The 15556-nt window shown below is 71.8% G+C and carries 14 protein-coding genes; 4 read left to right on the top strand and 10 right to left on the bottom strand.

Features of this window, described 5'->3' with window-relative positions; all coding sequences use genetic code 11:
• Positions 1-209: 209 nt before the first annotated feature.
• From E1285_RS18550 to E1285_RS18530, 5 genes are all read right to left on the bottom strand, one after another.
• Entirely contained in the window at positions 210-1463 is a 1254-nt protein-coding gene (locus tag E1285_RS18550) for an aminotransferase class III-fold pyridoxal phosphate-dependent enzyme (RefSeq protein WP_132153685.1), read from the bottom strand.
• Positions 1464-1557: 94 nt separating this feature from the next.
• Complete coding sequence (locus E1285_RS18545) at positions 1558-2217, bottom strand: GntR family transcriptional regulator (RefSeq protein WP_132153683.1); 660 nt, start codon at positions 2215-2217, stop codon at positions 1558-1560.
• A gap of 26 nt (positions 2218-2243) precedes the next feature.
• Positions 2244-3020, bottom strand: coding sequence for a maleate cis-trans isomerase (locus E1285_RS18540; protein ID WP_132153681.1), 777 nt, complete (start codon positions 3018-3020; stop codon positions 2244-2246).
• A 29-nt stretch (positions 3021-3049) separates the two neighbouring features.
• Positions 3050-3811, bottom strand: coding sequence for an Asp/Glu racemase (locus E1285_RS18535; protein WP_165966663.1), 762 nt, complete (start codon positions 3809-3811; stop codon positions 3050-3052).
• Between the two features lie 16 nt (positions 3812-3827).
• Positions 3828-4310 carry a DUF3830 family protein gene (locus tag E1285_RS18530; protein ID WP_207946654.1) on the bottom strand — a complete coding sequence of 161 codons (483 nt, stop codon included), beginning with the start codon at positions 4308-4310 and terminating at the stop codon, positions 3828-3830.
• Between the two features lie 337 nt (positions 4311-4647).
• Between E1285_RS18530 and E1285_RS18525 the strand changes: the two genes are divergently transcribed.
• Positions 4648-5586: a D-2-hydroxyacid dehydrogenase gene (locus tag E1285_RS18525; protein WP_243722887.1), complete on the top strand. Its 939-nt coding sequence runs from the start codon at positions 4648-4650 to the stop codon at positions 5584-5586.
• A gap of 2 nt (positions 5587-5588) precedes the next feature.
• Positions 5589-7028 carry an amidase gene (locus tag E1285_RS18520; RefSeq protein ID WP_132153675.1) on the top strand — a complete coding sequence of 480 codons (1440 nt, stop codon included), beginning with the start codon at positions 5589-5591 and terminating at the stop codon, positions 7026-7028.
• Here E1285_RS18520 and E1285_RS18515 read toward each other — a convergent pair.
• The gene (locus tag E1285_RS18515; protein WP_132153673.1) at positions 7015-8028 is read right to left on the bottom strand and encodes an alcohol dehydrogenase catalytic domain-containing protein; all 1014 of its coding nucleotides are present in this window, start codon (positions 8026-8028) and stop codon (positions 7015-7017) included. The two genes, E1285_RS18520 and E1285_RS18515, sit on opposite strands and share 14 nt — an antisense overlap.
• Before the next feature lie 109 nt (positions 8029-8137).
• Between E1285_RS18515 and E1285_RS18510 the strand changes: the two genes are divergently transcribed.
• Entirely contained in the window at positions 8138-8827 is a 690-nt protein-coding gene (locus E1285_RS18510) for a TetR/AcrR family transcriptional regulator (protein WP_132153671.1), read from the top strand.
• 6 nt (positions 8828-8833) lie between these two features.
• On the opposite strand, the gene E1285_RS18505 is transcribed toward E1285_RS18510, so the two are convergent.
• The 3 genes from E1285_RS18505 to E1285_RS18495 all read right to left on the bottom strand — a co-directional run bounded on the left by E1285_RS18505 (position 8834) and on the right by E1285_RS18495 (position 12963).
• Complete coding sequence (locus tag E1285_RS18505; protein ID WP_243722886.1) at positions 8834-9499, bottom strand: DUF1707 domain-containing protein; 666 nt, start codon at positions 9497-9499, stop codon at positions 8834-8836.
• 27 nt (positions 9500-9526) lie between these two features.
• Positions 9527-11809 (bottom strand): FdhF/YdeP family oxidoreductase, encoded by a 2283-nt coding sequence (locus tag E1285_RS18500; RefSeq protein WP_132153669.1) that lies wholly within the window; start codon positions 11807-11809, stop codon positions 9527-9529.
• Between the two features lie 65 nt (positions 11810-11874).
• Positions 11875-12963 carry a trypsin-like peptidase domain-containing protein gene (locus tag E1285_RS18495; RefSeq protein WP_243722885.1) on the bottom strand — a complete coding sequence of 363 codons (1089 nt, stop codon included), beginning with the start codon at positions 12961-12963 and terminating at the stop codon, positions 11875-11877.
• 268 nt (positions 12964-13231) lie between these two features.
• Between E1285_RS18495 and E1285_RS18490 the strand changes: the two genes are divergently transcribed.
• Positions 13232-14392, top strand: coding sequence for a transposase (locus E1285_RS18490; RefSeq protein ID WP_243722884.1), 1161 nt, complete (start codon positions 13232-13234; stop codon positions 14390-14392).
• A 100-nt stretch (positions 14393-14492) separates the two neighbouring features.
• Here the strand turns inward: E1285_RS18490 and E1285_RS18485 are convergent, their stop codons facing one another.
• Entirely contained in the window at positions 14493-15488 is a 996-nt protein-coding gene (locus E1285_RS18485; protein WP_132153667.1) for a phosphotriesterase, read from the bottom strand.
• Positions 15489-15556: the final 68 nt, after the last annotated feature.

Raw genomic sequence — 15556 nt, 5'->3', positions numbered from 1 at the left:
GCACGGACGGCGTCCCCGCCCTCCCCGGCGGCCAGACCCGCGCCGTCCTGGACGACCTGGGCTTCGACGACACCGAGACCCTCCTCAAGGAAGGCGCGGTGGCCCAGGCCTGACCGAGGGCCGAAGGAGCAGGCCAAGCGGTGTATGGACGCGGCGGCGCCCGGTGGTCCCCCTCCTGGTGACCACCGGGCGCGGGTATCCGGGCCGGGTCAGCCGACCGCGTCGGCGACGGACTGCGACCAGAGGCCGAGGGCGTCGTCGATCTGCGACTCGGTGACGATCAGCGGCGGGATCATCCGGACGACGTTGCCGTACGCGCCGCAGGTGAGCAGCAGGAGCCCGCGGTCGGCCGCGGCCTTGTGGGCGCGCTGCGCGGCGGCGGCGTCGGGCTCGCCGCCGGGCGTGGTGAACTCGGCGGCCTGCATCAGCCCGAGCCCGCGCACGTCGCCGATCTCCGGGTGGTCGGCGGCGACCTTGCGGAGGCCGTCGTTCAGCCGTGCGCCCTGCCGGGCGGAGTTGCCGACGAGGTCCTCGTCTTGGATGACCTGGAGCGTGGCGAGCGCGGCGGCGCAGGCGACGGCGTTGCCGCCGTAGGTGCCGCCCTGCGAGCCGGGAAGCGCCTTCTCCATGAGCGCGGCGGGCGCGGCGATCGCCGACAGCGGGAAGCCGCTGGCCAGGCCCTTGGCGGTGATGATGACGTCGGGACGCGCGGCGGAGTGCTCGTGGCCCCAGAACCGGCCCGTGCGCCCGAACCCGGTCTGCACCTCGTCCATGATCAGCAGGATGCCGTGCCGCTCGGCGCGCTCGCGCAGGCCCTCCAGGAACCCGGGCGGGGAGGGGATGTAGCCGCCCTCGCCGAGGACGGGCTCGACGATGAACGCGGCGGTGTCGGACGCCGGGCTCGCGGTGGCGAGCAGGTAGTCCAGCTCGCGCAGCGCGAACCGGGTGGCCTCCTCCTCGTCCCAGCCGTACCGGTAGGCCTGCGGGAACGGCGCGATGGCGGCGCCCGGCATCAGCGGGCCGATCCCGGCGCGGAACTTCGTGCCCGCGGTGGTGAGCGCGGCGGCCCCCATCGTCCGGCCGTGGAACGAGCCGTGGAAGACGACGATGTTCTGCCTGCCGGTGGCGTGCCGGGCCAGCCGGATGGACGCCTCGACGGCCTCGCTGCCGCTGTTGAGGAAGAACAGCGAGTCCAGCTCGGGCGGCAGCACCTCGCCGAGCGCGTCGGTGAGCCGCAGCAGCGGCTCGTGCATGACCGTCGTGTACTGGCCGTGGATCAGCGTGCCGACCTGCCGCTGCGCCGCCTCGACCACGCGCGGGTGGCAGTGGCCGGTGCCGGTGACGCCGATCCCCGCGGTGAAGTCCAGGTGCCGGCGGCCGTCGGTGTCGTACAGGTACACGCCCTCGCCGCGCTCGGCAAGGACGGGGGTGGCCTGCTTGAGCAGGGGTGACAGCTTCGCCATGCTTCGTCCCTCCGGTGCCTTCGGTAGATTGTCGACAATCTGCAATGTAGGTGCCCCTCGGTCCGGATGTCCAGCACCGAGGGGCCGGCCCGCGCTAGGTGACGCGGAGGCGGTCGATGGAGTCGGTCATGTGCTCCTCGATGAGGGTCAGCAGCCGCTCCTCCTCGCCGTCGCCGATCGCGTCGACCAGGCGCCGGTGCTCCTCGACCAGCTCGGACGGCTCCGGGTAGGTGTCCTGAAGCGCGTTGAGGCACATGCGGGTCTCCACCAGGAGGGTGTGCGCCATCCGTTCCAGCCGGTGGCTTCCGGACGAGCTGACCAGCACCTCGTGGAACGCCTGGTCGGCGTCGCTCATCGCGACCCGGTCGCGCTCGCCGGCCGCGTCGATGAGCGCGTCCAGCGCGTCGGTGAGCCTCGCGACGGCCTCACCGCGGTTCCTCTCCATGATCAGCTGGCAGGCCTCCCGCTCGATGGCGAGCCGGGCGAGGTAGACGTCCTCGACGTCCCCCTCGTCCAAGGTGATCACGAACAGTCCCCGGTGCGGCTCGCTGACCAGCAGACCCTCCTGGACGAGCCGCTGCATCGCCTCGCGCAGCGGGCCGCGGCTGATGCCCAGCCGGCCGGCCAGTTCGGCCTCGCCGAGCTGGACGCCGGGCTCCAGCGACCCGTACATGATCGCCGAGCGCAGCTCGTCCGAGACGATCTCGACGGTCGACTTGCGGGGGACAGGTTCCAGCTCACCCAATTGGCCCATGCCCTCGGGCCCCTTTCTCGTAGCTGTCAGGTATGTCGTCCCGGGGCGGCGGCGCCGGCCGGGACGGCGGCGGGCTCGGCGAACAGCCGGCCCAGCCCGGTGCGCGGCGGGAGTCCCCCGGGACCGGACGCGAGCCGCAGCCCCTCCCACACGCTCACCTGGTTGGCGGTCAGTACCGGCTTGCCGGTCCGTGCCTCCAGCTCGTCGAGCCAGGACACGGTGTGCAGTGCGGTGTCGGGCACCAGCACCGCCTCGGCGTCCGGATGGTCGTTGGCCGCGACGAACGCGAGCACCTCGTCGCGGCCCAGGGTGCCGACCTCGGCGGCGGTGACGATGCCCCGGCAGGACAGCGCCACCACCTCGATGCCGGCGTGGCCGAGGAACGCGACGAACCGCTCGGCGACGTCGGAGGGGTACGTCGCGGCGATCGCGACCCTGGTCACGCCGAGGGCGCGGGCGGCGTTCACGAACGCGAACGACGTGCTGGACGCCGGGACGCCCGCGGCCTCGCTCACGCCCTCGACCTGCCGCTCCGCGCCGTCCCAGCCGAACACGAAGCTTCCGCTGGTGCAGGCCCACACGGCGGCCTGGACGCCCATCGCGCGCAGCTCGCGGGCCCCGTCGCCCAGGACGTCGGCGCCCCCGATGTCGAGCAGGGCGTCCACCCGGTGGGCGTCCTCGCGCATCAGCGTGTGCACGACCGGCAGGCTCACCCCGCCGAGGGCGCGCTCGATGGCGGGGTAGTCGTCCTCCGCGCTGTAGCCGGGGTAGAGGAACCCGGCGCTCAACCTGTTCTGATGCATGGAATCGTCAATCCTAACCCTCATGGCGATCAAGCCGCCGTGGACGGGGCCAGCTGCACCAGCGACTGCCCGGGACCGGCCGCGGAACGGCCCATCGCGCGCAGCGCCGAGCACATCGTGACCTGGTTGGCGGTGAGGACCGGCTTTCCGATCATCTGTTCCAGCGGCGCGATGATGTCGTAGGTCGGGACGTTCGTGCAGCTGATGAAGACCGCGTCCGCCTCGGGGGCGTCCACCGTCGACACCGCCGACACGATCTCGCCGTAGCCGACTTTCCAGATGTGGCTGAGCAGCCCCATCCCGACCGACGACACCACTTCGATGCCGTACTCGCCGAGAAAGGACACCAGCCGGTCGGTGACCGCGTCGATGTAGGGGGTGACGACCGCGACCCGGCTGACGTCCAGGAGCCGGAGCGACTCCACCAGCGCGCCCGAGGTCGTCGTCGAGATCGGCGCCCCGGCCGACATCATCGACTGGTGCAGCTGCATCTCGCCCGATTTGCCGCGGATGAAGCTCCCCGAGGCGCAGGCGTAGGCGACGGCGAGCGGCTCGGGGGCCAGCACGTCCCGGGTGGCCTGCCGGACGATCGACTGGTCCGAGAGGGCGGAGGCCATCTCGACGGTGACCGGGACGGGCACGTACGGGAGCCGGGTCATGAACAGCGACACGTCGTCGGGCGTCCACCGCCACAGCTCGCGGTCGAGGGCGAAGTCGAAGGGCGCGACCACGCCGATGCCGTGCTGGGCGAGCAGCTCGGGGCCGACGACCAGCGTGGGGTCGAATGTCATTTGCGCGCCCACCGCCCTAGTACTCAGCACGGCCGTAGACCAGGCGCTCGCCGGCTCCGCCGGAGCGCCACACGTCGTTGCAGGCCTCGGCCATCCGGTCGAGCCCGTCGGTGATCGTCGCGTACACGTTGCCGGGCACCCAGCCGACGTCCCCGTTCAGCAGCAGGTTGTTGCGCCCGTAGAAGATCGCCAGGTCGATGACGCCGGGCAGCGCGTCGATGTTCTTCTCCTCTTTGAACCTGCGGTCGAGCATGCCGCCGGCGAAGGAGAAATAGACGACGTCGCCCGGGATCGGTGTGACGGTGGGGTTCTCGAGGCCGACCTCCTCCTCGGAGAACCGCTCGACCATGGTGTACACCTCGTTGCGCGCGTACTTGGCGTGGTAGGCGTCGCCGCCGAGGGGCAGCGAGTTCCACACCGCCTCGCAGGTGCGCGGCGCGTCCTTCTCCAGCAGTTCCGCGACGCATGAGACGCCGCGACGCTCCAGAGTGATGGTCATGAGCTTGGGCATGCCGGACCTCCCCGTGGACAGGGGTGGGCGAGAGCGTCGCCACCCGAAGGACTCTTCCGTTAGAGCGCTCTGGGATCCGTCCTGGCCTTGCGTGGGCAGGTTGCGACGGTCTTGCAGCACACGAATCTCAGTGCGGCGACCGGGGCCGCGGAGCACCGCGCTGATTGTTGACAATCCTACGAACTGTTCCTAGCGTGTCAATGCCTCCCCGAGTTCCCTTCACGTAAACTCTGTCCTGAAAGTGGCGCCGATGGAGCATGTTCCGCCCGCACCCGGTGGGCCACCCGACGTGGTGGTGCTGGTAGGGGACGCGCGACCGCGCGGCATGGCCGACGTGGAGCGGCTCGCCCGCGTCCGTTACGTGCGCGAATCAGAGCTCGCGGACGCCCTTCCCGGCGCCGACGTCCTGTTCGTGTGGGACTTCCTCTCCGAGGCCCTCGCCGGGGCGTGGCCGCGGGCCGGCGGACCGGGCTGGGTCCACATCGCGAGCGCGGGCGTCGACCGGCTGCTCTTCCCCGGCCTGGTCGAAGGCGACGCGGTCGTCACCAACTCGCGCGGCATCTTCGACGAGCCGATCGCCGAGTACGTGCTCGGGCTGGTGCTGACCTTCGCCAAGGACCTGCACACGACCGTCCGGCTCCAGGGCGAGCGGCGCTGGCGGCACCGCGAGACGGAACGGGTCACCGGCGCCCGCGCGCTGGTCATCGGCACCGGCCCGATCGGGCGCGCGATCGGCCGCCGCCTGTCCGCCGCGGGCCTGGCGGTCTCCGGCGCGGGCCGCACCGCCCGCGACGCCGACCCCGACTTCGGCACCGTCCACCCGGTGGAACGGCTGGACGAGGCGCTCGGCCGCGCCCACTACGTCGTGCTGGCGGCGCCGCTCACCGCGCAGACCCGCCACATGATCGATTCCGCCGCCCTCGGCCGGATGCGGCCGTCCGCGCGGCTGATCAACGTGGGGCGCGGGGCGCTGGTGGCCGAGGCCGACCTCGTCGGGGCGCTGCAGGCCGGCCGGATCGCGGGCGCGGCGCTCGACGTCTTCGAGGACGAGCCGCTCCCGGAGTCCTCGCCCCTGTGGGACATGCCGAACGTCGTCGTCTCCCCGCACATGTCCGGCGACGTGATCGGCTGGCGGGACGAGCTGGTCCGCATGTTCGCCGGCAACCTCGACCGCTACCTGTCCGGCCGCCCGCTGCGCAACGTCGTGGACAAGCGGCTCGGCTATGTCGGCTCTCAGCGGGCACCCGCAGACCAGAGGGGGTAGCAGTGACCGTGACCAGGACCGAGGCCACCAAGACGGGAGCGGGCAGGAGCGACGCGGCCGATCTGACCGCGACCGAACTGCTGGCGGAGTACGACGCCGGGACGCTGTCCCCGGTCGAGGCGGCCCAGGCCGTCCTCGCCCGGATCGAGCGGGACGACCCCGAGCTCAACGCGTTCTGCCTCGTCGACGAGGAGACCACCCTCGACATGGCCCGCGAGGCGGCCGACCGCCGGGCGCGCGGCACGACGCTCGGGCCGCTGGACGGCGTGCCCGTCTCCATCAAGGACGTCCTGCTCACCCGGGGCTGGCCCACGCTGCGCGGCTCCACGACCATCGACCCGGCGGGACCGTGGGACGAGGACGCGCCGTCCGTCGCCCGCCTCCGCGAGCAGGGCGCGGTGTTCGTCGGCAAGACGACCACGCCCGAGTTCGCGTGGAAGGGCGTGACCGACAACCCGCTCACCGGCGTCACCCGCAACCCGTGGGACGCGTCCCGCACGCCGGGCGGGTCGAGCGGCGGCGCGGCGGCGGCGGTCGCGGCGGGCATGGCGCCGCTCGCCCTCGGCACGGACGGCGGCGGCTCGGTGCGCATCCCCGCCGCGTTCACCGGCACCTTCACGATCAAGCCGACGTACGGCCGCATCCCGCACTACCCGGCGAGCCCGTTCGGGACGCTCGCCCACATCGGCCCGATGACCAACACCGTCGCGGACGCGGCGCTGCTGCTCGACGCCGTCTGCGGTGCCGACGGCCGCGACTGGTCGTCGCTTCCGCCGCCGGACGTCCCGTTCGCCGAGGCCGTCCCGGACGACCTGACCGGGCTCCGCATCGCGTTCAGCCCCGACCTGGGGTTCGCGAGGGTCGATCCCGAGATCGCCGCGTCCGTCGCGGCCGCCGCCGAGGTCTTCGCCGAGCTCGGCGCGAAGGTCGAGCAGACCGACCCGGGTCTGGGCGGCGACCCGGCCGGGGAGTTCGAGGTCCTGTGGTTCGCGGGCGCCGCCAAGGTCGTCGAGCACCTGTCGCCGCGGGCCCGCGCGCGCCTCGACCCGGGTCTGCGGGAGATCTGCGAGCAGGGCGCCGGGTACTCGGCCGTCGAGTACCTGACCGCCACGGCCCGCCGCATGGAGCTGGGCCGCATCATGGGCCTGTTCCACGAGCGCTACGACCTGCTGCTCACCCCGACGATGCCGGTCGCGGCGTTCGAGGCGGGGCTGGAGGTCCCGCCGGGGTCCCCGTTCCCGCGCTGGACGAGCTGGACCCCGTTCACCTACCCGTTCAACATGACGCAGCAGCCCGCCGCGAGCCTGCCGTGCGGCTTCACGGCGGACGGGCTTCCCGTCGGCCTCCAGGTCGTCGGCGCCAGGCACGCCGACGCCCTGGTCATGGCCGCCTGCCACGCCTACGAGCGGGCCCGTCCGTGGAAGCGCCTCACCCGAACGTGATGACCGCGCGGCCGCGGTGGAGGCCCTCGTCCATCGCGGCGAGGACGCGCGGCGCGTCGTCCAGCGTGACGGGCGTGACCTCCGGGACGATCCCGTGCGCCACCGCGAAGTCGAGCGTGTCGCGCAGGTCGTGCGGGGACCCGGACCCCATGCCCATCACCCGCAGCCGGTTGGCGACGAGGGCGAGGGGAGGCACGTCCACGTTGGCGGCGTCGAAGCCGAGGTAGAGCAGGGTGCCGCCCGGTCGCAGGCCGCCGAACGCGGCCAGCCCGGTGGCGGTGTCGGGCGCGGTGTTCATCACCACGTCCGCGCCGCCCCACGCCTGCAGCGCCTCGGCCGGGTCCTGCTCCGCGGTGGCGACGAACAGTTCGGCGCCGCCTCCCAGTGCCTCCTTCTCGGCGCGGCGTGATCGGGACACCACGGCGACCCGGGCGCCCATCGCGGCGGCGAACCGGGCGCCGAAGGTTCCGACGCCGCCGGTGCCGAGCACGGCGACCCTGGACCCGGCGACCGCGCCCGCCTGCCGCAGGCCGTTGAACGCGGTGATCCCCGCGCACATCAGCGGGGCGCCCGCCACGGGGTCCAGGCCGTCCGGCAGCGGGGTGACGAATCCGGCTTGGCCCACGAAGTACTCGGCGTAGCCGCCGTCGCGGTTGACGCCGGTGACGGCCTTGGGCGCCCCGGTGCACAGGATCTGGTCGCCGCGCACGCACTGGTCGCAGTGCCCGCACGACCCGTAGAGCCATTGGGCGCCGACCGCGGTACCGACCTCCGGCCAGTCGACGCCCTCGCCGAGCGCGGCGACTACGCCGCTGATCTCGTGGCCGGGGACGGCCGGGAACGTCCCGAACGGGTAGTGGCCCCGCAGATGGTTGATCTCGGAGAAGCACATCCCGCACGCGGTGACCTCGACCAGGATCTCGCCGGGGCCCGGCTCGGGCACCTCGCGCTCGACGATCTCCAGCGGCTTGCCGGGTGCGGTCAGAACGGCGCTGCGCATGGCAGGCATCCCCTCTCATGTCGAACATAGCGTTGGTATAACGTTCACCGTAGCGCTGCTACACAGTCCTGCATAGCGGTGTTCGGCAAAAATCTGTAGCATCGATGTTGTGACTGCTCAGAAGGACCCCGACACCCGGGACCGGATCCTGCGGGCGGCCGCCCGCCTGCTCACTGAGGCCGACGGCGAACCGGTCTCGACGCGGGCCGTCTGCACGGCCGCCGGAGTCGGGGCACCGACCCTCTACCACCACTTCGGCGACAAGCGCGGCCTGTTCGACGCCGTCGCCGCGTACGGGTTCGAGGAGTACCTGGCGGGCAAGCGCGCCCAGCAGAGCACCGGCGACCCGGTCGAGGACCTGCGCCGCGGCTGGGACCTGCACATCGAGTACGGCCGGACGAACCCCGCGTTCTACACGCTGATGTACGGGACGGCGCGGACGCCGCCCGTCGCGGAGGAGGCGCACGCCATCCTGCTCGGCCTCATCGGGGCCGTCGCGGGCGCCGGGCGCCTGCGGGTCTCAGTCGGCACTGCCGCCCGGATGACCCACGCGGCCGGCGTCGGCGTCACCCTCGCGATCATCGCCGGCGAGGGCGACGGCGAGCTGTCGGTCCGGACGCGGGAGGCGATCCTCGCCGCGATCACCGTCCCGCCCGGCGGCCAGGAGGACGCGTCGCCGTCCGCGGCCGACCGCGCCGTGGCCCTGCGGGCCGCCCTGGCCGCCGCCCCGCCCCCGCACCTGACCGCGCCCGAGGCGGCGCTGCTGAACCAATGGCTGGACCGGATCGCCGACGGTTAGCCGCGGCTACTCGTCCTCGGACCGCTTGAGTTCCTTGTCGCGCTTCTTCTTCTGGCGGCTCGACTTGCGGCGCTTCACCCCGACGCCGCCCCAGAACGCCAGGCCCTTGATGACGACGGTGGGCGAGCCGGGCACGCCCGGGCCGCTCGCCTTGTCGTCGAACCCGCCCATGATGCCGAGGCCCTTGACGTGCACGGTGATGTCGTCCGGCACGATGACCTCGAAGCCGCCCATGATGGCCATCGCCCGGATCGTCGTCTCCGGCTCGTCGAACCGCGCCTCCCGCAGGTCGATCTTGCCGCCGCCCCAGAACGCGAACGCGCGGAAGACGCGGGGGACGTTCCACACGCCCGTCCGGTTGAACCCGCTCATGATCCCGATGCCGCTCTTCCAGGACGGCGCGCCCTCCACCGGACGCCAGGCCCCCGCCCCGGTCGCCGGCGCGGGAGGCGGGGACGCGCCCGGCGCGGGCAGGTCCCGGGTGAGCGGCTCCAGATCCGCGTACGTCTTGGCCGCGTAGACCGCGTCCAGCCGCTCGTCCAGTTCCACCAGGGTCAGCCGGCCGTCCCCGGCGGCGTCGCGCAGCAGGTGCGCGACCCGCTCACGATCGGCGTCGCCGGCCCGCATCTCCGGCGTCGCGGGCGTTCCGGCGCGCTCGGGGAGGTTGTTCATGTCCCGAGCCTAAACCAGGACGCGCGTTTAGGAGCGGGCCGCTTCGAGGCGGACGATCACGGATTTGGAGGTCGGGGTGTTGCTCACCTCGGCGGTGCTGTCGAGGGGGACGAGGACGTTGGTCTCCGGGAAGTAGGCCGCCGCGCAGCCCGGCGCGGTCGGGTAGGCGACGACGCGGAAGGAGGGGGCGCGGCGCTCGACGCCGTCCTGCCATTCGGAGACCAGGTCGACCATCGCGCCGTCCTCCAGCCCGAGAACGGAGACGTCGGCGGGGTTGACGAACACGACGCGGCGTCCGGCCTTGATGCCCCGGTAGCGGTCGTCCAGCCCGTAGACGGTGGTGTTGTACTGGTCGTGGCTCCGGACGGTCTGCAGCAGCAGCCGTCCCGCCGGGACCCGCAGGACCTCCAGTTCGTTCACCGTCAGGTTGGCCTTGCCGGTCGCGGTGGGGAACCGGCGCTCGTCGCGGGGCGCGTGGGGGAGCGTGAAGCCGGCGGGCTCGCGGATGCGGGCGTTGTAGCCGTCGAAGCCGGGGACGACCCGGGAGATGTGGTCGCGGATCACGTCGTAGTCGCTTTCCATCGCGTCCCAGCCGATGCCCGAGCCGGGGAGCGTCGCCTTCGCGAGGCGGCAGACGATCGAGACCTCCGACAGCAGCTGCTCGGACGCGGGGGCCAGGCGGCCCCGGGAGGCGTGCACCATGCCCATCGAGTCCTCGACGGAGACGAACTGCGGCCCGGACTCCTGCTCGTCGCGTTCGGTGCGGCCCAGCGCCGGCAGGATCAGCGCCGTCTCGCCGACCTCGGCGTGCGAGCGGTTGAGCTTGGTGGACACCTGCGCGGTCAGCCGGCAGCCGCGCAGGGCCCGTTCCGTGACGGCGGAGTCGGGGGTCGCGCGGACGAAGTTGCCGCCCATCCCGAGGAACACCTTGGCCCGGCCGTCCCGCATGGCGCGGATCGCGTCCACGGTGTCGAGGCCGTGCTCGCGCGGCGGCTCGAATCCGAACTCGGTGGCGAGCGCGTCCAGGAACTCGGGCTTGGGCTTCTCCCAGATGCCCATCGTCCGGTCGCCCTGCACGTTGGAGTGGCCGCGCACGGGGCAGACGCCCGCGCCGGGACGGCCGATGTTGCCGCGCAGCAGCAGGAAGTTGACGATCTCGCGGATGGTGGGGACCGAGTTGCGGTGCTGGGTGAGGCCCATCGCCCAGCAGACGATGATCCGCTTCGCCGCCAGGACGTCGCCGAGCGCCGCCGCGATCTCGCCGCGGGTCAGCCCGGTCGCCTCCAGCACGTCGTCCCAGTCCAGGCCGAGGGCGTGCTTCTCGAACGCCTCGAACCCGTGCGCGTGCGCGTCGAGGAACTCGCGGTCGAGGGCCTCCGGCGCGTCCGATTCCAGCAGCAGCCGGTTGAGCGCCTGGAACAGGGCCAGGTCGCCGTTCAGCCGGATCTGCAGGAACCGGTCGGCGAGGACGGTGCCCTGCCCGGTCACACCAGAAGGACGCTGCGGGTTCTTGAACCGCATCAGCCCCGCCTCGGGCAGCGGGTTGACGGCGACGATCCGGGCGCCCTCCTTCTTGGCCCGTTCCAGCGCCGACAGCATCCGGGGATGGTTCGTCCCCGGGTTCTGCCCGACGACGAAGATCAGGTCGGCCTTGTCGAGGTCCTCCAGCAGCACCGAGCCCTTGCCGACGCCGATCGTCTCGTTCAGCGCCGAGCCGGACGACTCGTGGCACATGTTGCTGCAGTCGGGCAGGTTGTTGGTTCCGAACGCCCTGACGAACAGCTGGTAGGCGAACGCGGCCTCGTTGCTCGTCCGGCCGGAGGTGTAGAAGACGGCCTCGTCGGGCGACTCCAGCGCGTTCAGTTCGGACGCCAGCAGCCCGAACGCCTCGTCCCACCCGACCGGCTCGTAGTGCTCGGACCCGGCGCGCTTCAGCATCGGCTCGGTGAGGCGCCCCTGCTGCCCGAGCCAGTGGTCCGAGCGCCGCGCCAGCTCGGCGACGCTGTGCCGCGCGAAGAACTCCCGGGTGACGCGCCGCGTCGTGGCCTCCTCGGCGACGGCCTTCGCGCCGTTCTCGCAGAACTCGGCCGTGTGCCGGTGGTCGCCCTCCGGCCAGGCGCATCCCGGGCAGTCGAAGCCCTTCTTCTGGTTGACGCGCAGCAGCGTCAGCGCGGTGCGCCGCACGCCCATCTGCTCGTAGGACTGGCGCAGCGCGGTCGTCACCCCGGGGACGCCCGCGGCCCATGTCTTCGGCTTCGACACCTCGAGTCCCGCGTCGTCGAAGTCATCGGAGGGCGGCTTGCGGCTCATCGCGTACACATCCTCGTGGTCGCCTAGGGTCCTCCCACTCTGACATGAGAACGTGCTCTCGGCCCCTATTGGGACGGGCCTTCCGCCAGGCGGACGTTGGCGGACATGCGGGCGCCCTGGGCGGTGGTCCACTGCACCTGGACGACGTCGCCGGGGTGGTGCGCCAGCATCAGCGTGGTCAAGGAGTCGGCGGAGTCGACGGCCCGTCCGGCGAAGGTGATGATGGCGGCGCCGACCGGGATGCCCGCGGTCTCGGCGGGGGTCCCTGGGACGACCTCGGCGACGAGGGCGCCGGAGGTGTTGCGGTTGGAGCGGACCTTGACGCCGAGCATGGCGGTCCGGCCGATGTGCACCGTGGTGGACGCCTCGCCGCGCTGGATCTGCCGCGCGATGGCGAGGGCCCGGTCGGACGGGATGGCGTATCCGCGGTGGTCCTTGCGCTCCTTGGGCCCGTCCGTCGACAGGTCCGCGGACGCGGCGGTGTTGATGCCGATGACCTTGCCGTCGGTGTTCAGCAGCGGGCCGCCGGAGTCGCCGGGCTTGATCGGCGCGTTGGTCTCGATCAGGCCGGTGAGCCGCTCGGTGGTGCCGTTGCTGTCGTCGCGGGCGGTGACGGCCTGCTCCAGCGCGGTGACCTTGCCGGTGACGACCCGGGGCTTGCCGCCCTTGCCGCCCGCGTTGCCGACCGCGGTGACCGTGTCGCCGATGTTCACGGCGGACCCGGAGGCGAACACGGCGGACTTGAGGCCGGAGGCGCCCCTCAGCCGGATCACCGCGATGTCGTCCGCGCGGTCGTAGCCGACGACCTGCGCGGTGTAGGTGCGGCGGTTGTCGGTGTCGGTGCCCTCGATCCTGGTGGCGCCCTTGATCACGTGGTTGTTGGTCAGCACGAGCCCGGACGGGTGGAACACGATGCCGGTTCCCGCGGCGCGGGTGCCGCGCAGGTCCTGCTCGGTCTCGATGTTGACGACGCCGGGGCGGCGGCCGCTGGGCTTGGCGTTCTTGGTGGTGGGCTCGGCGGAGACGGGCGGCGGGACGTCCGGGGTCGCGCCGCTCTCCATGATCCGGCAGCCGGGGGCGACCAGGGAGAGCAGCGTGACCAGGAGTATCGGGACCGCGGTACGGGCGCCGCGACGCACGGAGTCCTCGCTCACCTAACCGCCTCCTCCCAGCCTTCTCCCATGATTCCCGATTTCAGGGGATTAGTCGCTAACTCGGGCCGGTCATGACCGAGTGGTCGCGAGGGAGGCCAGGCAGGCAGAGTCGGGCGTAACGCCCCGCGCCCCCCGCCCTCCAGCTGCTTCTAGCCAGGAAACCCGGACTTTGGGCCGAGAGGAATCGCTTGCTTCGCACGCGGCGGGTCCGCGCCGCCGGATCCGATCCCGGGACGCCCCAAGGAGAGTAATGATACAGTCACAGATTGTGAAACTCGTGGTGCAGGTCAAGCTGCTGCCGACGCCCGAACAGGCGGCAGCACTGGCCGACACCCTCCGCCAGGTCAATGCCGCCGCCAACCAGGTCTCGGCCGTAGCGTTCGAAGAATTCGGGCTCCGCGGCCGCGAAACGCCTCTGCGCCGCCTGTGCTACGGCGACCTCAAGGCAGACGGGCTGGGCGCGCAGGCCGCCCAGCATGTGATCAAACGCGTTGTGGACGCCTACACCACCCTCCGCGCCAACATACGTAACGGCAACCTCGGCGGTCCCGCCTCCCCGCGCCGCCGCAAGGCCGAGTCCAAGCCCATCGTGTTTCGCCTGGACGCGGCGCATACCTTCGACGACCGCAATCTGTCTTGGCAGCTGGACGCGGGCACGGTCAGCATCTGGACCACGACCGGGAGGTCCAAGAGCCTGCCGTTCGCCTGCTCAACCGACCAGGCCAGAACGCTGGCCGCGCACCGGCGCGGCGAATCGGACCTCGTCCAGCGGGACGGCACGTGGTTCCTGATCGCCACCTGTGACGTCCCCGAACCCCAGGTGCGCGAGCCCGTCGACTGGGTTGGGGTGGACCGGGGGATCGTCAACCTGGCCACCACCTGCGATGGTGACAACCATCAAGGCCGCCGCTTAGATCGGTACCGGCGGTGGCAGGCCCGCAAACGGGCCGAGATCCAGGCCAAGCGCACCCGGTCGGCCGCCAGGCTGCTGAAGAAACGGGCCCGCCGGGAGGCCCGGCATGCCCGGCACGTCAACCATAAGATCTCCAAGCAGGTCGTCGCCGTCGCGGCACGCACCGGGCGCGGCATCGCACTCGAAGAACTGGGTGGGATCCGCGAACGGGTCACGGTTCCTCGCGACCAGCGGGCACGCCTGTCCTCCTGGCCTTTCCATCAGTTAGGCGTGTTCATCGCCTATAAGGCACGCCGCGCCGGCGTGCCGTTCATCGAGGTGGATCCGGCCTACACCTCGCAGCGCTGCCCGCGTTGCGGTCATACCGAGCGAGCCAATCGGCCCGCCCGGGACCACTTTCACTGTCGTCGGTGCGGCCTCGCTGGGCCCGCCGATGTCGTCGCCGGGGTCAACGTGCGCGACCGCGCACGCTCGGCGTGGGTATTCGTCAACATGCCCGACCCGGCCCCCGCATAGCCGGAGGCCGGTGGATGCGACCCGTGACCGCCCGGCCGTAGCGGGCAGTCGGGAGCGCGAACAACGCCCTAAAAGGACCGAACCAGCAAGTCCGGTCCCTTTAGCGCGGAGTAGTTGACCGGGAGAAATAGCGCCTGGGGTTGTCCACCAGCATCTGGTCGATCTGCGCTTCGCCGACGCCTGCGTCGCGCAGGGCCGGCAGGACGTCGTCGCTGATGTGCCGGTAGTTCCAGTTCGGCTGCATCGCGGGCACCGTCGCCGGATCCGGGCCGAACCAGTCGATGAAGCAGCTCGTGTCGTGGCTGAGCACGACACGGTCGGTGTAGCCGCGCTCGCACAGCGACACCAAGGTGGCCACCCGGTTCTCGGTCGGGTTGATGACGTCGAGGCCGAAGCGGTCCATGCCGAGGATCGCGCCGGTGTCGGCCAGCTCCATCAGGTAGTCGAGGTCGTTGCTGTCGCCCGCGTGCCCGATGACGACCTTGGTGAGGTCCACGCCCTCCTTGCCGAGCAGGTCGACGACCGTCCGCCCGGCGTGGACCGAGCTCTCGGTGTGCACGGTGACCGGCGCGCCCGTCTCGCGGTGCGTGGCGGCGACCGCCCGCAGGATGCGCTCGACGCCCGAGGTGAGGCCGGGTGCGTCCACGGCGCACTTGAGGAACGCGGCCTTGACGCCCGTGCCGGCGATGCCCTCGGTCAGGTCGCGGGTGAAGTCGGCGATCATCGGGTCGGGGCCCTCGTCCAGCATCGTGCCGGGGCCGCGGTGGAGGAACTGGAACGGGATGTCGTGGTAGGTGTAGATGCCCGTCGCGACGATGATGTTGAGGTCGGGGACCTGCTCGTTGATCCGCTGGATCCGCGGGATGTACCTGCCGAGCCCCCACACCGTGGGGTCGGCGATCGTGGTGATGCCGCGCTCGGTCAGCTCGCGCAGCTTGGCCACCGCGTCGGCGACCTTCTCCTCCTCGTCCCACCAGTCGCCCGCGCCGTAGTTCTCGACGTTCTCGGTGCTGAGGACGAAGACGTGCTCGTGCATCAACGTGCGCCCCAGCCCGTCGACGTCGACGGTGCCGCGGACGGTCTCCACTGCGGGCATCGGCTCTCCCTCCGCACGGTAACGTGCTGCATACCGACCAGTCGGTTTCTGGCAAACTATGGCGCAGG

The sequence above is a fragment of the Actinomadura sp. 7K507 genome (genome assembly GCF_004348425.1).
Taxonomy (GTDB): domain Bacteria; phylum Actinomycetota; class Actinomycetes; order Streptosporangiales; family Streptosporangiaceae; genus Spirillospora.
This window is presented reverse-complemented; position numbering and strand designations above follow the sequence as displayed.